Raw genomic sequence first — 17,861 nt, 5'->3', positions numbered from 1 at the left:
CGCGTCCATCAGCTCCGGCGCCGCGATCTGCGAGATCAAGGACTGACGCCTCGCGGTCCACACGAGGCGCCCGGCGGACTGGAACCCCAGCCCCCGGGCGCCTCGCCTTTCCCGAACCCCGCCCGCGCTCTCCTCTCCCCGCCCCCGGCCGACACACCTTTCCGAGCCCGGCCGCTCCCCCATCCCTGCTCCCGACCGGCGCACCCTTTCCCGATCCCCGCCGCTCCCCCATCCCTGCTCCCGGCCACTCCCCCATCCCCGCCCCCGACCGGCGTACCTCGGTGGCATGCTGGACGCACGAGGAAGCACCGCGGGGAGCACATGGAGGGCATGGTGACCACGACGTCGGCGCGGACAGCGGACACCGGCGGCACGGGAACGCCGCCCACCGCCCCGCGCCCCATGCGCGCCGACGCCCGCCGCAACTACGACCGCCTGCTCACCGAGGCCCGCGCGGCCTTCGCGACCCACGGCACGGACGCGTCCCTGGAGGACGTGGCCCGCCGCGCCGGAGTGGGCATCGGCACCCTCTACCGCCACTTCCCCAACCGCCACGCCCTGCTGAGCGCGGTCTTCGAGGACGCCGTCAACGACCTGCTCTCCCGGGCGAGGGAACTCCGGACGGCCCCGGAACCGTGCACGGCGCTGGTGACGTGGCTGCGGGAGGTCGTGGCGCACGCCGGTGAATACCGGGGACTGGCCAGGGCGTTGATGTCCGTGTCATCGGACCGGGCCTCTGCCCTCGCCCGTTGCAGCACCCCCATGCGCGAGGCGGGTGAGGCCTTGCTGACCCGGGCTCAGCAGGCGGGCAGAATCCGCGCGGACGTCGAGATGGGCGACCTGCTCCAGCTGACCCACGCGATCGCACTGGCGGCGGAGGAGTCACCGGCGGACCCACAACTGCCGGACAGGTTGCTCGATCTGACCCTGAGAGGCTTGAAAGACGCCTGAGGACAAGGGCCGCCGAGGGGCCTATCGCCGCCGCATGTCCGCGACGCGGGCCCGCTCAACCCCGGCGTCCCCCAGCACCGTCGCCGTCCTGAGACCGGACCCGGGAACCTGCCGCCGCTGTCCCGGCAGGGCCCGCGCCTGACGCGGGGGGACCGCATCGCCTCCCGGGTTCCCGGAACCTCCGGCCGCCCCCGCCACGGCGATCTGCACACCCTGGTCCGCCAAGGCCTGCAACTCCGTCGCCGCCCGGTCGTCGTGGGCCGGGGGCTCGTCCGTCACGAGCCGGGTGATCACGTCCGTAGGCACGGTCTGGAACATCGTGTCCGTACCGAGCTTGGTGTGATCGGCGAGCACCACGACCTCCGCGGCCGCCTGGACCAGCGCCCGGTCGACGGAGGCCGACAGCATGTTGGACGTGGACAGCCCGCGCTCGGCCGTGAGACCGCTGCCGGACAGGAAGGCACGGGAGACCCGCAGCCCCTGCAGGGACTGCTCCGCCCCACTGCCCACCAGGGCGTAGTTGGAGCCGCGCAGGGTCCCGCCGGTCATCACGACCTCCACCCGGTTGGCATGGGCCAAGGCCTGGGCGACCAGCAGGGAGTTGGTGACGACGGTCAGGCCGGGCACCCGGGCGAGCCGGCGGGCCAGCTCCTGGGTGGTCGTACCGGCCCCCACCACGATGGCCTCGCCTTCTTCGACGAAGCTCGCGGCGAGATCGGCGATGGCCGTCTTCTCGGCGGTCGCGAGATGGGATTTCTGCGGAAAGCCGGACTCCCGCGTGAACCCGCCCGGCAGTACCGCACCGCCGTGCCGGCGGTCGAGGAGTCCTTCTGCCTCCAGTGCGCGCACGTCCCGCCGTACGGTCACTTCAGAGGTCTGGACGACGCGGGCGAGCTCACGGAGCGACACGGCCCCGTTCGCTCGCACCATTTCGAGGATCAATTGGCGACGTTCTGCAGCGAACACGAAACTGACAGTAATGCCAACGACCGTCTGCTTTCAGCTGTTTGCGCCGAATAGCAGAAGTTGTTCGCACGCAGGCACGCCAAGTGGTATAGGGCCTACCCATCCCGCCTATGCCGCACGCACGCTCGACAACTCCCCGTGACCAGCGGGGAATCGCTTTCGGCCGTCAGACCTCGCCACCGCTCTTGCGGGTGTGGAGCTGACGGGCGACCTCCGCGATCGACCCCGAAAGGGAGGGGTACACGGTGAAGGCGTTCGCGATCTGTTCGACCGTCAGATTGTTGTCGACGGCGATCGAGATCGGATGGATCAGTTCCGAGGCGCGCGGAGAGACCACGACACCACCGACCACGATGCCCGTGCCCGGCCGGCAGAACAGCTTCACGAAGCCGTCCCGGATGCCCTGCATCTTGGCCCGCGGATTCCGCAGCAGCGGCAGCTTCACCACGCGCGCGTCGATCTTCCCACCGTCCACGTCCGCCTGGGTGTACCCCACCGTGGCGATCTCGGGGTCGGTGAAGACGTTCGACGACACGGTCTTCAGGTTCAGCGGGGCCACCGCGTCACCGAGGAAGTGGTACATCGCGATGCGCCCCTGCATGGCAGCGACGGAGGCGAGGGCGAACACGCCGGTCACGTCACCGGCGGCGTACACACCGGGAGCCGTGGTCCGCGACACCTTGTCGGTCCAGATGTGCCCGGACTCCCGCAGCCTGACCCCGGCCTCCTCGAGCCCCAGCCCGGCACTGTTCGGAATGGCTCCGACGGCCATCAGGCAGTGCGACCCGCTGATCACCCGCCCGTCCGACAGCGTGACCTCCACCCGGTCACCGACCCGCTTCGCGGCGGCGGCCCGGGAGCGGGCCATGACGTTCATGCCGCGGCGGCGGAACACGTCCTCCAGCACCGCGGCCGCGTCCGGGTCCTCGCCGGGCAGCACGCGGTCCCGCGAGGACACCAGGGTCACCTTGGACCCGAGCGCCTGGTAGGCGCCGGCGAACTCGGCGCCGGTGACACCCGAGCCGACCACGATGAGCTCTTCCGGCAGCTCGTCGAGGTCGTAGACCTGGGTCCAGTTCAGGATGCGCTCGCCGTCGGGCTGGGCGTCGGGCAGTTCACGGGGATGACCGCCGGTCGCGATGAGCACGGCGTCCGCCGTCAGCGTCTCCTCGCTGCCGTCGGCCGCGGAGACGACGACCTTCCGGGACCCGTCGAGGGCCTGCATGCCCTCCAGCCGCCCGCGCCCGCGCATGACCCGGGCCCCGGCGCGCGTCACGGAGGCGGTGATGTCGTGCGACTGGGCCAGCGCGAGCCGCTTCACACGCCGGTTGACCTTCCCGAGATCGACCCCGACCACCCGGGCGGCCTGCTCCAGGGGCGGGGTGTCGTCGGCGACGATGATCCCCAGCTCTTCGTATGAGGAATCGAAGGTGGTCATCACCTCGGCCGTGGCAATGAGAGTCTTCGACGGCACGCAGTCGGTCAGCACCGACGCCCCGCCCAGACCGTCGCAGTCGACGACGGTCACCTCCGCGCCGAGCTGGGCGGCCACCAGGGCCGCCTCGTATCCGCCTGGTCCGCCACCGATGATCACGATCCGAGTCACGTACCCCATTGTCCCGCACCGTTCAAGGTGCTACTGCCCGGGGCCGTGGCAACGGGTTGGGCAAGGGGCGCCTGTTCCCTGTGAGCCCCCTGTTCCTCCTGCCGTACCCTCTCCCCATGTCGCTCTACGCCGCGTACGCCGGCAACCTCGACGCGCGGCTGATGACCCGCCGCGCCCCGCACTCGCCGATGCGCGCCACGGGCTGGCTGAACGGCTGGCGGCTGACGTTCGGGGGCGAGCACATGGGCTGGGAGGGCGCCCTGGCGACCATCGTCGAGGACCCCTTCTCCCAGGTCTTCGTCGCCCTCTACGACATCGCGCCGCCCGACGAGGACTCGCTGGACCGCTGGGAGGGCGTGGGCCTCGGCATCTACCGCCGCCTGCGCGTCCGCGTCCACACCCTGGAGGGCGAGGAGCCGGCCTGGCTCTACGTCCTCAACGGCTACGAGGGCGGCCTCCCCTCGGCCCGCTACCTGGGCGAGCTCGCGGACGCGGCGGAATCGGCCGGGGCGCCACACGATTACGTGATGGAGCTGCGCAAGCGGCCGTGCTGAGGAGCCCGACCCTTAGACTCGGCCGCGACCAATGCACGAACGGGAGAGCGCGATGGGCCCCACGTCCACGTATCAGGTCTACTTCACCGAGCAGGCCGCGGCTGCCCGCGATCGGCTCGACGACCAACAGCGCGCCGCATTCGACAAGGGCATCTCGCTCCTTGCCCGCGACCCCTTTCCGGACCTGTCCCGACCGATAAGCGCCACAGGCGACGACAGGACGATCCGGCTGACGCAGAACATCCTCGTCGAGTACACCATCAGCATGGGCCGATTGCTGATCTTCATCGTCGAGGTCTTCAACGACAAGGACGTCTTCGTCACCGATTGACATGCTCCTCGCCCTGAAGGGCGAGGATTGTGGCCTTTCCCACCGGTTGCTGTGCCGCTACGCGGACTCCGCCGGGGTGGGCCGTCATGACGCTTCGCGTCATGAGGGACGAATGCGCCATCTCCGGCTCCGCCGGAGCAGACGCGGCGACGCTCCGCGTCGCCATCATCAGATTCGCTTCACCCCCGGCGTGAACGCCGAGGCATTGCGAATGAATCCCGGTAGCGCCGCCTGGCTCATGTGGAGCGCTTCGTTGGAAACGACAAGACAACGATCGCCATCCCGTCCGCTCCGTCATCTACGCGCGTAGGCAGAGACCGGCTACCCTCAGTCGCGTGAACGCATCTCTTCTTCCGGACGACATCCAGGGCGACCCGCACGCCGCCGCCGACGCCGCCGCCGCGCGCCTGCGCGAACTGACCGGCGCCGAGACCCACGACGTCGCCCTCGTGATGGGCTCCGGCTGGGCCCCGGCCGTGGACGCCCTCGGCACCCCCGACGCCGAGCTCCAGGTCACCGAGCTGCCCGGTTTCCCGCCCCCGGCGGTGGAGGGCCACGGCGGCAAGATCCGCTCATACGCCATCGGCGACAAGCGCGCCCTGGTCTTCCTGGGCCGCACGCACTACTACGAGGGCCGCGGTGTCGCGGCGGTGGCTCACGGCGTCCGCACCGCGGTCGCCGCCGGCTGCAAGACGGTCGTCCTCACCAACGGCTGCGGCGGCCTCCGCGAGGGCATGCGCCCCGGCCAGCCGGTCCTGATCAGCGACCACATCAACCTCACGGCCACCTCCCCCATCATCGGCGCGAACTTCGTCGACCTCACCGACCTCTACTCCCCCCGCCTGCGCGCCCTGTGCAAGGAGATCGACCCCACCCTGGAGGAGGGCGTCTACGCCCAGTTCCCCGGCCCGCACTACGAGACCCCGGCCGAGATCCGCATGGCCCGCGTCATCGGAGCGGACCTGGTGGGCATGTCGACGGTCCTGGAGGCGATCGCCGCACGCGAGGCAGGCGCCGAGGTCCTGGGCATCTCCCTGGTCACGAACCTGGCGGCGGGCATGACGGGCGAGCCCCTGAACCACGAGGAGGTCCTGCAGGCAGGCCGCGACAGCGCGACCCGCATGGGCTCCCTGCTGGCGCAGGTCCTGGGCCGCCTGTAGAAGGTCGCCGACGGGGGGGGTGCCACGTACGGCCGTAGGCGCCTGCGGGCCCGCAGTGGCCGGTCGCGCAGTTCCCCGCGCCCCTTTGGGGCGCGTTGCAGTCGCCGTACGTGCGAAGGGGACGGGGTGGGGGGTGTCCGCCCGCAGTGTCAGGCGTCAACAGACTGCACCGCATGACGAACAGCACCGCCCGACCGAGGACGGACACCCCCCGCCCCGGCCCCGACCCACAATCGAACCGTAGGCGCTACGCCCGCCCCCACCGACCCCGCACAGGCGCCGCAGGCATCCGCACCCGCACCACACGAGACCGGAGACCGACCGTGCACGACGACCTCATCGCACAGGCCAAGACCTGGCTCGCCGAGGACCCCGACCCGGACACCCGAGCCGAACTGGCCAAGCTCCTCGAGACCGGCGACCGCCAAGACCTCGCCGACCGCTTCGACGGCACCCTCCAGTTCGGCACCGCAGGCCTCCGCGGCGAACTGGGCGCCGGCCCCAACCGCATGAACCGCTCGGTCGTCATCCGCGCAGCCGCCGGCCTCGCCGCGTACCTGAAGAAGCACGGCACCCCCCACGGAGGCAGCGACGCCGGCCTCGTCGTCATCGGCTACGACGCCCGCCACAAGTCCGCCGACTTCGCCCGCGACACCGCCGCCGTCATGACCGGCGCCGGCCTCAGAGCGGCCGTCCTCCCCCGCCCCCTCCCCACCCCCGTCCTGGCCTTCGCCATAAGGCACCTGGGCGCGGCCGCCGGCGTAGAGGTCACCGCCAGCCACAACCCGCCCCGGGACAACGGCTACAAGGTCTACCTCGGCGACGGCTCCCAGATCGTCCCGCCCGCGGACGCGGAGATCGCCGCGGAGATCCAGGCGATCACGTCCCTCAAGGACGTCAAACGTCCCGACACCGGCTGGGAGACCCTCGACGACACGGTCCTGACGGCCTACCTCGCCCGCACGGACGCCGTCCTGTCCCCCACCTCCCCCCGCACCGCCCGCACGGTCTACACGGCGATGCACGGCGTGGGCAAGGACACCCTCCTCGCCGCCTTCGCAAGGGCCGGCTTCCCCGAACCGGTCCTCGTCCCCGAGCAGGCCGACCCGGACCCCGACTTCCCGACCGTCGCCTTCCCCAACCCGGAAGAGCCCGGCGCCATGGACCTGGCCTTCGCGAAGGCCCGCGAAACCACCCCCGACCTGGTCATCGCGAACGACCCCGACGCGGACCGCTGCGCGGTGGCGGTCTCCGAGAACGTTTCCGAGAACAACGCCGACAACACCTGGCGCATGCTCCGGGGCGACGAGGTCGGCGCCCTCCTGGCCGCCCACCTGGTCCGCCGCGGAGCACAGGGCACCTTCGCCGAGTCGATCGTCTCCTCGTCCCTCCTGGGCCGCATCGCCGAGAAGGCGAAGCTCCCCTACGAGGAGACCCTGACCGGCTTCAAGTGGATCGCCCGCGTGGAGGGCCTGCGCTACGGCTACGAGGAGGCCCTCGGCTACTGCGTGGACCCGGACGGCGTACGGGACAAGGACGGCATCACGGCGGCCCTGCTGATCACGGAACTGGCCTCGCAGCTGAAGGAGGAGGGCCGCACCCTCCTCGACCTCCTCGACGACCTCGCCGTGGAACACGGCCTGCACGCGACCGACCAGCTGAGCGTCCGCGTCCAGGACCTGTCCCTCATCGCGGACGCGATGCGCCGCCTGCGCGAACAACCGCCCACGGAACTCGCGGGCCTGCCCGTCACCAGGGCGGAGGACCTCACACAGGGCACCGCCGCACTGCCCTCCACAGACGGCCTCCGCTACACCCTCGCCGGCGCCCGTGTCATCGTCCGCCCGAGCGGCACGGAACCGAAGCTGAAATGCTACCTAGAGGTGGTGATCCCGGTCGAGAACCACAAGGCCCTCCCGACGGCCCGCGCCAAGGCAACAGACCTCCTCACGCTGATCAAACGAGACCTCTCGACGGCAGCCGGCATCTGACGCACCGAGAGCCACCTACTGAACCTCACCCGAGGGGCACCCACCCAAGGGCGCCCCTCACCCCACCGCCAGCAGAATGGCCAGCAGCAGCGCCCCGGCCAGCGCCGGCCCCACGACCTCGTACGCCCAGCGAACCGTGACCTCGCCCCGCGCGCTCTCCGCCTCGCCCCTGGTGTCGAGCAGTTCGCGCAGATCGTCCATGATCTTGTCGGTCTCGGCGCGCGCGGGCCCCTCCGGCGCGGCGGTGCCGCGCGTGTAGCCGCCACCGCCCAGCGCGCCCGTACCGCCGAAGCCGCCGAAGCCGCCCCGGCGTGGCCGTCCGCTCGCCTCCGCGGAGCGCTCGGCCGCCGACCTGGCCTCCTGACGGGCCGCCCGCTTGCGGGCCCGCAGGGAGACGGGGACGGCCCACAGCTGGTACTTGGTGCCGGACTTGGCGACGACCTCGTTCGAGTAGCCGGACCGCAGCGCGGCGGCCTCGCCCCAGGGGACGACGATCACGCGGAAGGGGTTGCGGATGCGCAGCCGTTCCTCGTTGGCGTAGACGGCGGGGCGGAGGGTGAAGGCGACGACCAGCGGCACGACGAGGATCAGGGTGGCCAGCGCGAGCCAGGGGGTGCGGCCGTGGCCGGCGACGACGGCGTCGACGCCGAGCCAGACGGCGATGGCCAGCAGCAGGACACCACCGGCGATGCCGGCGGAGGATCGGTAGATCCGGTCGGGGCTCGTCATGCTGCGATTGTGCCTCAGCCTCACACACAGCAGTTCCTCGACTGCACCCAAAGCCGCCCTCCCCAGCCCACCCAGAGCCGCCCTCCCCAGCCCACCCAAAGTCGCCCTGCAGTAGCCCGCCCAGAGCCGGCCTCCCCAGCCCACCCAAAGCCTCCCGCTTCGTCCGCAGCCGTCCCCGGGGCTGTACAGCCGCTACGCGCGTAGATATGCTCGTCTGGTGACCATGCCCACCAACGCACCCTCCCCCACTGCCGAAAGCGTGGGCGGTGCCCCCATCGCCCACGCACTGACGGACGTCACGGCGTCCCACGCGACGCTGCGCCGCTTCCTGCACGGGCTGCCCGGCGTCGACGCGGTCGGCCTGGAGGCGCGGGCCGCCTCGCTCGGGACCCGTTCCATCAAGACGACCGCGAAGGCGTACGCCATCGACCTCGCCATCTCGATGGTCGACCTGACGACGCTGGAAGGCGCGGACACCCCGGGCAAGGTCCGGGCGCTCGGCGCCAAGGCGGTCCGCCCCGACCCGACGGACCGTACGACCCCCTCGACCGCGGCCGTCTGCGTCTATCCCGACATGGTGCCCGCGGCGAAGGCGGCCGTCGCCGGCTCCTCCGTGAAGGTCGCCTCCGTCGCCACCGCCTTCCCGGCCGGCCGCGCGCCGCTGTCCGTGAAGCTCGCCGACGTGCGGGAGGCGGTCGCCGCGGGCGCCGACGAGATCGACATGGTCATCGACCGCGGGGCCTTCCTCGCGGGCGACTACCTCAAGGTGTACGACGAGATCACGGCCGTGAAGCAGGCCTGCGGGTCCGAGGCCCGGCTCAAGGTCATCTTCGAGACCGGCGAGCTGTCGACGTACGACAACATCCGGCGCGCGAGCTGGCTCGGCATGCTGGCGGGCGCCGACTTCATCAAGACGTCCACGGGCAAGGTCGCGGTCAACGCCACGCCCGCCAACACCCTGCTGATGCTGGAGGCCGTGCGCGACTTCCGCGCGCAGACCGGCGTCCAGGTCGGCGTGAAGCCGGCCGGCGGCATCCGCACCTCCAAGGACGCCGTCAAGTTCCTCGTGCTGGTCAACGAGACCGCCGGCGAGGACTGGCTGGACAACCACTGGTTCCGCTTCGGCGCCTCCTCGCTCCTGAACGACCTGCTGATGCAGCGTCAGAAGCTGGCCACCGGCCGCTACTCCGGCCCCGACTACGTGACGGTGGACTGATCACCATGGCACCCGCATCCGCATCCGCATCCGCCCCCGCATCTGCCTCCGCGTTCGAGTACGCCCCGGCACCCGAGTCCCGCGCGATCGTCGACATCGCGCCCTCGTACGGCCTGTTCATCGACGGCGACTTCACGGAGGCCGCCGACGGCAGGGTCTTCAAGACTGTCTCCCCGTCCACCGAGGAGGTCCTCTCCGAGATCGCCCAGGCCGGTGCCGAGGACGTCGACCGCGCGGTGAAGGCCGCCCGCAAGGCCTTCGAGAAGTGGTCGGCGCTGCCCGGCGCCGAGCGCGCCAAGTACCTGTTCCGCATCGCGCGGATCATCCAGGAACGCTCGCGCGAGCTCGCCGTCCTCGAAACCCTCGACAACGGCAAGCCGATCAAGGAGACCCGCGACGCGGACCTCCCCCTGGTCGCCGCGCACTTCTTCTACTACGCGGGCTGGGCGGACAAGCTCGACCACGCGGGTTTCGGCGCGAACCCGCGACCGCTGGGCGTCGCCGGCCAGGTCATCCCCTGGAACTTCCCCCTCCTCATGCTGGCGTGGAAGATCGCCCCGGCGCTCGCCACGGGCAACACGGTGGTCCTGAAGCCCGCCGAGACGACCCCGCTGTCCGCCCTGTTCTTCGCGGACATCTGCCGCCAGGCCGGCCTCCCCAAGGGTGTCGTCAACATCCTTCCCGGTTACGGCGACACGGGCGCCGCGCTCGTCGCGCACCCGGACGTGAACAAGGTGGCGTTCACCGGTTCCACGGCCGTCGGCAAGGAGATCGCCCGGACGGTCGCGGGCACCCGCAAGAAGCTCACCCTCGAACTGGGCGGCAAGGGCGCCAACATCGTCTTCGACGACGCCCCGATCGACCAGGCGGTGGAGGGGATCGTCAACGGGATCTTCTTCAACCAGGGCCAGGTCTGCTGCGCGGGCTCCCGTCTCCTCGTCCAGGAGTCGATCCACGACGAGCTGCTCGACTCCCTCAAGCGCCGTCTGTCCACGCTCCGCCTCGGCGACCCGCTGGACAAGAACACGGACATCGGCGCGATCAACTCCGAGGAGCAGCTGGCCCGGATCACCCGGCTCGTGGAGCAGGGCGAGGCGGAGGGCGCGGAGCGCTGGTCGCCCGCCTGCGAGATCCCCTCCTCCGGTTACTGGTTCGCCCCGACGCTGTTCACGAACGTCACCCAGGCGCACACCGTCGCCCGCGACGAGATCTTCGGCCCGGTGCTGTCGGTCCTCACCTTCCGTACGCCGGACGAGGCGGTGGCCAAGGCGAACAACACGCCGTACGGCCTGTCCGCCGGCATCTGGACGGAGAAGGGCTCGCGCATCCTCGCGGTCGCGAACAGGCTCCGGGCGGGCGTCGTCTGGTCCAACACGTTCAACAAGTTCGACCCGACCTCGCCGTTCGGCGGTTACAAGGAGTCGGGCTTCGGCCGCGAGGGCGGCCGCCACGGCCTGGAGGCATACCTCGATGTCTGATCGCCTGTCTGTCTTCAAGACCTACAAGCTGTACGTCGGCGGGAAGTTCCCGCGTTCCGAGAGCGGCCGGGTGTACGAGGTGACCGACTCGAAGGGCAACTGGCTGGCCAACGCACCGCAGTCCTCCCGCAAGGACGCCCGTGACGCGGTGGTCGCGGCCCGCAAGGCGTTCGGGGCCTGGTCCGGGGCCACCGCCTACAACCGCGGTCAGGTCCTCTACCGGGTCGCGGAGATGCTGGAGGGCCGCAAGGCGCAGTTCGTCCACGAGGTGGCGGACGCGGAGGGACTGTCGAAGTCCAAGGCGGCGGAGCAGGTCGAGGCGGCGATCGACCGCTGGGTCTGGTACGCGGGCTGGACGGACAAGATCGCGCAGGTGGTGGGCGGCGGAAACCCGGTCGCGGGGCCGTACTTCAACCTCTCCTCGCCCGAACCGACGGGTGTGGTGGCCGTACTGGCCCCGCAGGAGTCGTCCTTCCTCGGCCTGGTCTCCGTCGTGGCGCCGGTGATCGCGACGGGCAACACGGCGGTGGTGGTGGCCAGCGAGAAGTCCCCGCTTCCGGCCCTGTCCCTGGCCGAGGTCCTGGCCACGTCGGACGTGCCGGGCGGCGTGGTCAACGTCCTGTCCGGCCGTACGGCGGAGATCGCGACGCCGCTGGCGGCCCACCAGGACGTCAACGCGATCGACCTCGCGGGCGCGGACGAGGTCCTGGCGAAGGAACTGGAGATCGCGGCGGCGGACAACCTGAAGCGGGCCCTTCGTCCACAGCCTGTGGACAACTGGCTCGCCACCCCCGGCACCGACCGCCTGACGGCGTTCCTGGAAACCAAGACGGTCTGGCACCCCACGGGCTCCCTGGGCGCCTCGGGCTCGTCCTACTGACCCCCACGAACCGAGCCGCGCCTCCCCTCCGACCGGGGGAGGCGCTGCCCCCTAGTTCAATAAATTGCCCACTAGATGAACCATGTGCGAGAATCTGAACATGGTTGAGATCGCCATCAGCGCAGCACGCTCCCAACTCGGCGACCTGGTCCGCCGCGCCGCCCACGGCCGCGAGACCATCGCCCTCACCGACCACGGGCACGTGGCCGCCCTTCTCGTGTCGCCGCAGGTGATAGAGGACTTCGAAGACGCCCTGGCGGTAGCGGACTACCAGCGGCGCAAGGCGGAGGGAACTCTCGGACCAGGCATCCCCATGGCCGAGGTTCGTCGACGACTGGGGCTCGAACAGCAGTGAAGTACGAGATCGTCTTCGAGCCGCACGCCCTCGACTCGGCAGCCCGGTTCCTGAAAGAAGATCCGCACGGCCTCGCCCTGGTCCTGGACACCATCGACAAGCTGGCCGATGACCCGCGCCCGGCCGCGTCGACTCCGTACGGGTCACCCGACATCCGCCGTCTCCGCATCGGCGACTACCGGGTCCTGTACGTCATCGACAGCGAAGTGATCCACATCATGGTCACCCACCTCGGCCGCACCGCCTGACCGGCAGAAGCCGAGAGCCGCGCCCCCCTTCACCCAGGGAAGCGCGGCTCTTCGGTGTGGGTCAGTGGTTCAGGAGGGTCGTCACCTGGCCCACGACCGGGATGCTGCCGATGGACTGGGCCTCGGCGATCGGGCCGGTCAGGGCCTGGGAGGCGACGGGCTGGAAGTCGCCGAGTTGGGTGGCCACGCCGTTGTCGAGGGGGTCGACGCCGGTGCCCGCGAGGGGGTTGGGCTTGAGGCCGGCGAGGGGACCGGTGACGTAGCCGACCATGCCGGTGACGGCCTGGAGGCCGGACTGGGGGTCGACGCGGCCGAGCGAGGTCGGCCGGGTGTGCACCCCCTCGTCCAGCACCGGCGCGGTGTTCGCGGAGGCCGTCGCGGCCCCCGCGCCGAGCGCCACCCCTGCCGTGGCGAGGGCGACGAGGGCGCGCTGGGCGGTCGGGGTCGGGGAGGACGTGTGTCGGGCCATCGCTGGTGCCACCTTCTGAGGCGCAGGGTGATCAGGTCGACACGAAGGGTAGTTGAGGTGTGACGCACGCTCCAAAGCCGACCCGCGGGGTCGATCAGGCGTACGGAATACGTCAAACTGGTGTCCCGTGAGCATCCATCTCCCCTCCCCCGCCCGCGTCGTGCTGCTGTGCGGCCCCTCGGGCTCGGGCAAGTCCCTGGTCGCCGCCCGCTCCGGCCTCCCCGTGCTGCGCCTCGACGACTTCTACAAGGAGGGCGACGACCCGACACTGCCGCTGGTGGCGGGAAGCTCCGACATCGACTGGGACCATCCGGACTCCTGGGACACGGACGTCGCGGTCGCGGCCATCGAGGAGCTGTGCCGCACGGGCCGTACGAAGATCCCGGTCTACGACATCTCCCTCTCCGCCCGCACCGGCGAGGAGACCGTCGACATCGGCCGCACGCCCCTCTTCATCGCGGAGGGCATCTTCGCCGCCGAGATCGTCGACCGCTGCCGGGAGTTGGGCCTGCTGGCCGACGCGCTGTGCCTGAACCGCGGTCCGGTGCGCACGTTCCGCCGCCGCTTCCTGCGCGACCTGAAGGAGGGCCGCAAATCGGTGCCCTTCCTGCTGCGCCGCGGCTGGCGTCTGATGCGCCAGGAACGCACGATCATCGCCCGCCAGACCTCCCTCGGCGCCCACCCCTGCGACAAGGACGAGGCCCTCGGCCGCCTGGCCGCGGCAGCGGTCGGCCGCCGCCCGGCAGCGACCCCGACCTCCTGAGCCGAGTATGGGTGAGCGCACGTGAAAGCGGGGCTGGACGGACCCCCCGGCCCTCCAGCCCCGCTATCCCCCGTTCCCCCGTGGTGGTGCTTCCCCCGTGGGTCCAACCCCCGTTGGTCCCCCGTGACCCCCGTTTCCCCCGTGGGTCCCCCCGGTTACCGCTCCCCCGTGACCTGCTTCCCCCCCGGCCCTCAGGCGACGAGCTCCCCGAAGGCGTTCTCCTCGTCACGGCCGAAGCTGAGGACCTCGTCCTCGCGCAGCCGGCGGAGCGACCGCCAGATGCTGGACTTCACCGTGCCGACACTGATGTCGAGGATCTCCGCGATCTCCGGGTCTGTGCGGCCCTCGTAGTAGCGCAGGACCAGCATCGTCCGCTGGAGTTCGGGGAGCCGGGCCAGCGCCTGCCACAGGACCGCGCGCAGTTCGGTGCCGCGCATCGCGTCCGTGTCGCCGGGCGTCTCCGGCAGTTCCTCGGTCGGGTACTCGTTCAGCTTGCGGCGGCGCCACGCGCTGATGTGCAGGTTCGTCATGGTGCGGCGGAGGTAACCCCCGACCGCGGCCTTGTCGCTGATCCGGTCCCACGCCCGGTACGTCGAGAACAACGCGCTCTGCAGCAGGTCCTCGGCCTCGAAACGGTCACCGGTCAGGTGATAGGCGGTGGCGTACAGGGAGGCGCGGCGCTCCTGGACGTAGGCGGTGAACTCCGCCTCCGACAGCGAACGACGCTCCCCCGTGTCCTCCCTGTACGCGCTTCCCCCGTGCGGTTCCCCCGTGAAACCGTCAACCACCGTCATGTACGCGGTGTGCTGACGCCCGGCGCCGCGAGCGCACCCCCGCCCTCCCCCACGCTCGAATCCGCTCGCGCGGGAGGGACCCCCATCTGCTCCGGACTCCTTGGAACCCCGGCCCCCGTTCACGTCGTGCAGGCGCGTGATCACTGCGCTATTGCTGGTGCTGTGCAGCGTGTTCATCTCGCGCCCCCCGTCGTGGACTTCCGGTGTTCTGCTTGCTCAGGCGGTGGATCTCTGCGGTGCTGCCTTGCCTGTGCCGAAAAGCTTGCCCGCGCACCTTCATGGCCGTGTCCGCCGACTGTCACAGACCTGTCACAGGGGTCGGTCGCAGCGGACGCACAGTCCGGTCACAGAGAAGAGCGGTACGGGCACCCAGTCGTACAGGTGCGTTGCAGGAGTCGAAACACCACCCCGCCATGGGCCAGAATGACCCCCGTGCCTTCCCTGTTGCTGATCGAGGACGACGACGCCATCCGCACGGCCCTGGAGCTCTCACTGACGCGCCAGGGACACCGTGTGGCCACCGCTGCCACCGGTGAGGACGGCCTGAAGCTGCTGCGCGAGCAGCGGCCGGACCTGATCGTGCTGGACGTGATGCTGCCCGGCATCGACGGGTTCGAGGTGTGCCGGCGCATCCGGCGCACGGACCAGTTGCCGATCATCCTGCTGACCGCGCGCAGCGACGACATCGACGTGGTCGTCGGGCTGGAGTCCGGCGCCGACGACTATGTCGTCAAGCCCGTGCAGGGGCGGGTGCTCGACGCCCGGATCCGGGCCGTGCTGCGGCGCGGCGAGCGGGAGGCGAACGACGCGGCGACCTTCGGCAGCCTCGTCATCGACCGCGCGGCCATGACCGTGACGAAGAACGGCGAGGACCTGCAGCTCACCCCGACCGAGCTGCGGCTGCTGCTGGAGCTCAGCCGGCGGCCCGGTCAGGCGCTCTCCCGCCAGCAGTTGCTGCGGCTGGTGTGGGAGCACGACTACCTCGGCGACTCCCGGCTGGTGGACGCGTGTGTCCAGCGGCTGCGCGCCAAGGTCGAGGACGTCCCCTCGTCCCCGACGCTGATCCGTACCGTGCGGGGCGTGGGCTACCGGCTGGACACGCCTCAGTGACACCAGCGCAAGGGGGGGTTCGCGGCTGGGCCGCGACCCGCAAGGGACATCTGTCACGCCTGCGGTTCACTAGTCTGCGGCTGAGGCTGGTCGTGGTGTTCGGGCTGGTCGCGCTCACCGCCGCCGTCTCCGCGTCCGGCATCGCGTACTGGCTCAACCGCGAGGCCGTGCTCACCCGTACCCAGGACGCCGTGCTCGGCGACTTCCGGCAGGCCATGCAGACCCGGGCCGGCACGCTGCCCCCGCACCCCACGCAGGACGAACTGCAGCACACCGCGGGCCAGATGGCGAACAGCAGCCAGCGCTTCAGCGTGCTGCTCGTCGCCCAGGACGCCGACGGCCGCACGGTGTACGGCAGTTCGGGCGCCCTGGACGGCTTCTCGCTGCAGGACGTGCCCGCGTCGCTGCGCGCGGCGGTGAACAAGCGGCAGCAGGTCGACTCCGGCAACAAGTACGCGTACCACCTGTACTGGCAGCGGATCGTGGACCACGGCACGCCCTATCTGGTGGCCGGCACGCGGATGATCGACGGCGGGCCGACCGGCTACATGCTGAAGTCGCTGGAGCCGGAGGCCAAGGACCTCAACTCGCTCGCCTGGTCGCTGGGCATCGCCACCGGTCTCGCGCTGGTCGGCTCCGCGCTGCTCGCGCAGGCCGCCGCCTCGACCGTGCTCAAGCCCGTGCAGCGGCTGGGGGCCGCCGCGCGCCGGCTCGGCGAGGGCAGGCTGGACACCCGGCTGAGGGTGTCCGGGACCGATGAACTCGCCGATCTGTCACGGACGTTCAACGACGCGGCCGAGGCGCTGGAGAAGCGGGTGGACGACATGGCCGCGCGGGACGAGGCGTCCCGGCGGTTCGTCGCCGACATGAGCCACGAGCTGCGTACTCCGCTCACCGCGATCACCGCGGTGACGGAGATCCTGGAGGAGGAGCTGGAGGCCGGGTCCGGGTCGATCGATCCGATGATCGAGCCGGCCGTGCGGCTCGTGGTCAGCGAGACCCGGCGGCTCAACGACCTCGTCGAGAACCTCATGGAGGTCACCCGCTTCGACGCGGGTACGGCCCGGCTGGTGCTGGACGACGTGGACGTGGCCGACCAGATCACCGCGTGCATCGACGCCCGCGCCTGGCTGGACGCGGTCGACCTGGACGCCGAGCGCGGCATCCACGCCCGGCTCGACCCGCGCCGGCTGGACGTCATCCTCGCCAACCTGATCGGCAACGCCCTCAAGCACGGCGGCTCCCCGGTGCGGGTGTCGGTGCGGACCGCGGACGACCACGTGGTGATCGCCGTACGGGACCACGGGCCCGGCATCCCCGAGGACGTCCTGCCGCACGTGTTCGACCGGTTCTACAAGGCGAGCGCCTCGCGGCCCCGCTCCGACGGCAGCGGCCTCGGTCTGTCCATCGCGCTGGAGAACGCGCACATCCACGGCGGCGAGATCACCGCCGCCAACTCGCCCGACGGCGGCGCGGTGTTCACGCTGCGGCTGCCGCGCGACGCCTCGGCGCTGGCGCAGGAAGCGGCCGAGGGCGACGCGAAGAAGGGGGAGGCGTGAGGAACGTACGCCGGCTGACGGCGCTGTCCCTGCTGGGTGTGGTGCTCACCGGGTGCGGCATCCGCTCCACCCAGGTACCGACCGACTTCGGCGCGGCGCCCTCGCGGGTGCTGTGCTCGCTGGCCGGGCCGGACGTCTCCACGCAGGCCTCGCGCGGGCTGCCCGTGCAGGTGTTCCTGCTGTGCGGCTCCTCGCTGGTGGCCGTCGACCGGGCGGTGCGCGTCCCGGACGGCACGGCGGACACGCGGCGGCGGGTGCTGGTGGCGCAGGGGCTGCTGGACCAGCTCGCGGCGACGCCGTCGCCGGCCGAGAAGGAGGCCGGGTACACGACGGACGTACGGGGCGGCATGACGGTCGGCGGGCCGCGCCCCGGCGATCCCGACGACGCCCTGCGGCTGAGCACCGCGCCCGGCGACCTGACCTCCTACGCGCTGGCGCAGCTGGTGTGCACGTTCTCCGACTCGGCCGCCGCCGAGGGCGACGGCTCGGTCATCCTGGGCGGCCCCGGCAAGGAGCCGCCGCGCCGCTACGCGTGCACCGGCGACCTCCGCTCCCGGCCGGGCAGCGAGACACCGCCGTCCAGCGAGGTCACGGGCGGCTGAGGCCCGGCGCGGCCCCGCGCGGGTGAACGGGGTCTGGAACGCGGGTGTGGCACAGGCCTCGTACAGGTACGTCGGCGGACCCGGAACCGATCGTGCCGG

General features: G+C 71.2%; 19 protein-coding genes. 14 read left to right on the top strand and 5 right to left on the bottom strand.

All coding sequences use genetic code 11. The features are described 5' to 3' along the window. Positions 1-402: 402 nt before the first annotated feature. Positions 403-951 (top strand): TetR/AcrR family transcriptional regulator, encoded by a 549-nt coding sequence (locus tag MKW14_RS38335; protein WP_240871065.1) that lies wholly within the window; start codon positions 403-405, stop codon positions 949-951. Positions 952-972: 21 nt separating this feature from the next. On the opposite strand, the gene MKW14_RS38330 is transcribed toward MKW14_RS38335, so the two are convergent. Then, on the bottom strand, positions 973-1,893 hold the full coding sequence (locus MKW14_RS38330; RefSeq protein ID WP_276623123.1) for a DeoR/GlpR family DNA-binding transcription regulator: 921 nt from the start codon (positions 1,891-1,893) through the stop codon (positions 973-975). 190 nt (positions 1,894-2,083) lie between these two features. Next, a complete protein-coding gene (locus tag MKW14_RS38325; protein ID WP_240871058.1) occupies positions 2,084-3,532 on the bottom strand; it encodes an NAD(P)H-quinone dehydrogenase in 1,449 nt (482 codons plus the stop codon). Between the two features lie 107 nt (positions 3,533-3,639). On the opposite strand from MKW14_RS38325, the gene MKW14_RS38320 reads away from it, so the two are divergent. From MKW14_RS38320 to MKW14_RS38305, 4 genes are all read left to right on the top strand, one after another. Next, positions 3,640-4,077 (top strand): gamma-glutamylcyclotransferase family protein, encoded by a 438-nt coding sequence (locus MKW14_RS38320; protein ID WP_240871057.1) that lies wholly within the window; start codon positions 3,640-3,642, stop codon positions 4,075-4,077. A gap of 52 nt (positions 4,078-4,129) precedes the next feature. Beyond that, positions 4,130-4,408 carry a type II toxin-antitoxin system RelE family toxin gene (locus MKW14_RS38315; protein ID WP_240871055.1) on the top strand — a complete coding sequence of 93 codons (279 nt, stop codon included), beginning with the start codon at positions 4,130-4,132 and terminating at the stop codon, positions 4,406-4,408. A 335-nt stretch (positions 4,409-4,743) separates the two neighbouring features. Then, positions 4,744-5,568: a purine-nucleoside phosphorylase gene (locus MKW14_RS38310; RefSeq protein ID WP_240871054.1), complete on the top strand. Its 825-nt coding sequence runs from the start codon at positions 4,744-4,746 to the stop codon at positions 5,566-5,568. Positions 5,569-5,891: 323 nt separating this feature from the next. Beyond that, positions 5,892-7,559 (top strand): phospho-sugar mutase, encoded by a 1,668-nt coding sequence (locus MKW14_RS38305; protein WP_240871053.1) that lies wholly within the window; start codon positions 5,892-5,894, stop codon positions 7,557-7,559. Positions 7,560-7,616: 57 nt separating this feature from the next. Here the strand turns inward: MKW14_RS38305 and MKW14_RS38300 are convergent, their stop codons facing one another. Beyond that, a complete protein-coding gene (locus MKW14_RS38300) occupies positions 7,617-8,288 on the bottom strand; it encodes a PH domain-containing protein (RefSeq protein WP_240871052.1) in 672 nt (223 codons plus the stop codon). Between the two features lie 223 nt (positions 8,289-8,511). Here MKW14_RS38300 and deoC point away from each other — a divergent pair, with 223 nt between their 5' ends. The 5 genes from deoC to MKW14_RS38275 all read left to right on the top strand — a co-directional run bounded on the left by deoC (position 8,512) and on the right by MKW14_RS38275 (position 12,465). Beyond that, entirely contained in the window at positions 8,512-9,504 is a 993-nt protein-coding gene (gene deoC / locus MKW14_RS38295; RefSeq protein WP_240871064.1) for a deoxyribose-phosphate aldolase, read from the top strand. A gap of 5 nt (positions 9,505-9,509) precedes the next feature. Then, positions 9,510-10,982 (top strand): aldehyde dehydrogenase family protein, encoded by a 1,473-nt coding sequence (locus tag MKW14_RS38290; protein ID WP_240871051.1) that lies wholly within the window; start codon positions 9,510-9,512, stop codon positions 10,980-10,982. Beyond that, positions 10,975-11,862 carry an aldehyde dehydrogenase family protein gene (locus MKW14_RS38285; RefSeq protein WP_240871050.1) on the top strand — a complete coding sequence of 296 codons (888 nt, stop codon included), beginning with the start codon at positions 10,975-10,977 and terminating at the stop codon, positions 11,860-11,862. Before MKW14_RS38290 ends, MKW14_RS38285 begins: the two co-directional genes overlap by 8 nt. Positions 11,863-11,962: 100 nt before the next feature. Then, positions 11,963-12,217, top strand: coding sequence for a type II toxin-antitoxin system prevent-host-death family antitoxin (locus MKW14_RS38280; protein WP_133049980.1), 255 nt, complete (start codon positions 11,963-11,965; stop codon positions 12,215-12,217). Further along, positions 12,214-12,465, top strand: a complete 252-nt coding sequence (locus MKW14_RS38275; RefSeq protein ID WP_240871049.1) for a type II toxin-antitoxin system RelE family toxin — start codon at positions 12,214-12,216, stop codon at positions 12,463-12,465. The genes MKW14_RS38280 and MKW14_RS38275 overlap by 4 nt, the downstream gene beginning before the upstream one ends. A gap of 61 nt (positions 12,466-12,526) precedes the next feature. Here MKW14_RS38275 and MKW14_RS38270 read toward each other — a convergent pair whose 3' ends face one another. Next, positions 12,527-12,934 carry a hypothetical protein gene (locus tag MKW14_RS38270; RefSeq protein WP_240871048.1) on the bottom strand — a complete coding sequence of 136 codons (408 nt, stop codon included), beginning with the start codon at positions 12,932-12,934 and terminating at the stop codon, positions 12,527-12,529. Positions 12,935-13,061: 127 nt separating this feature from the next. On the opposite strand from MKW14_RS38270, the gene MKW14_RS38265 reads away from it, so the two are divergent. Then, complete coding sequence (locus MKW14_RS38265) at positions 13,062-13,697, top strand: uridine kinase family protein (protein ID WP_240871047.1); 636 nt, start codon at positions 13,062-13,064, stop codon at positions 13,695-13,697. Positions 13,698-13,888: 191 nt separating this feature from the next. On the opposite strand, the gene MKW14_RS38260 is transcribed toward MKW14_RS38265, so the two are convergent. Next, positions 13,889-14,668, bottom strand: coding sequence for a SigE family RNA polymerase sigma factor (locus MKW14_RS38260; RefSeq protein ID WP_240871046.1), 780 nt, complete (start codon positions 14,666-14,668; stop codon positions 13,889-13,891). A gap of 255 nt (positions 14,669-14,923) precedes the next feature. Between MKW14_RS38260 and afsQ1 the strand changes: the two genes are divergently transcribed. Genes afsQ1 through MKW14_RS38245 form a run of 3 tightly spaced genes read left to right on the top strand, consistent with a single transcriptional unit; the run spans position 14,924 to position 17,762 of the window. After that, positions 14,924-15,601, top strand: coding sequence for a two-component system response regulator AfsQ1 (gene afsQ1 / locus MKW14_RS38255; protein ID WP_013001223.1), 678 nt, complete (start codon positions 14,924-14,926; stop codon positions 15,599-15,601). Beyond that, a complete protein-coding gene (locus MKW14_RS38250) occupies positions 15,598-17,160 on the top strand; it encodes an ATP-binding protein (protein ID WP_240871043.1) in 1,563 nt (520 codons plus the stop codon). Before afsQ1 ends, MKW14_RS38250 begins: the two co-directional genes overlap by 4 nt. Next, positions 17,157-17,762 (top strand): hypothetical protein, encoded by a 606-nt coding sequence (locus MKW14_RS38245; protein ID WP_240871039.1) that lies wholly within the window; start codon positions 17,157-17,159, stop codon positions 17,760-17,762. Before MKW14_RS38250 ends, MKW14_RS38245 begins: the two co-directional genes overlap by 4 nt. The last annotated feature ends 99 nt before the right edge of the window (positions 17,763-17,861 follow it).

Source organism: Streptomyces gilvus (genome assembly GCF_022513565.1).
Classification (GTDB): Bacteria; Actinomycetota; Actinomycetes; order Streptomycetales; family Streptomycetaceae; genus Streptomyces; species Streptomyces gilvus.
Note: the sequence above shows the minus strand (reverse complement) of the source record. Positions and strands in the feature narration are given on the sequence as shown.

Coding starts and splice junctions, on each gene's coding strand:
- MKW14_RS38335 (WP_240871065.1), top strand. CDS start 403: ATGCGCGCCGACGCCCGCCGCAACTACGACCGCCTGCTCACCGAGGCC.
- MKW14_RS38325 (WP_240871058.1), bottom strand. CDS start 3,532: ATGGGGTACGTGACTCGGATCGTGATCATCGGTGGCGGACCAGGCGGA.
- MKW14_RS38320 (WP_240871057.1), top strand. CDS start 3,640: ATGTCGCTCTACGCCGCGTACGCCGGCAACCTCGACGCGCGGCTGATG.
- MKW14_RS38315 (WP_240871055.1), top strand. CDS start 4,130: ATGGGCCCCACGTCCACGTATCAGGTCTACTTCACCGAGCAGGCCGCG.
- MKW14_RS38300 (WP_240871052.1), bottom strand. CDS start 8,288: ATGACGAGCCCCGACCGGATCTACCGATCCTCCGCCGGCATCGCCGGT.
- deoC (WP_240871064.1), top strand. CDS start 8,512: ATGCCCACCAACGCACCCTCCCCCACTGCCGAAAGCGTGGGCGGTGCC.
- MKW14_RS38290 (WP_240871051.1), top strand. CDS start 9,510: ATGGCACCCGCATCCGCATCCGCATCCGCCCCCGCATCTGCCTCCGCG.
- MKW14_RS38285 (WP_240871050.1), top strand. CDS start 10,975: ATGTCTGATCGCCTGTCTGTCTTCAAGACCTACAAGCTGTACGTCGGC.
- MKW14_RS38280 (WP_133049980.1), top strand. CDS start 11,963: ATGGTTGAGATCGCCATCAGCGCAGCACGCTCCCAACTCGGCGACCTG.
- MKW14_RS38270 (WP_240871048.1), bottom strand. CDS start 12,934: ATGGCCCGACACACGTCCTCCCCGACCCCGACCGCCCAGCGCGCCCTC.
- MKW14_RS38260 (WP_240871046.1), bottom strand. CDS start 14,668: ATGAACACGCTGCACAGCACCAGCAATAGCGCAGTGATCACGCGCCTG.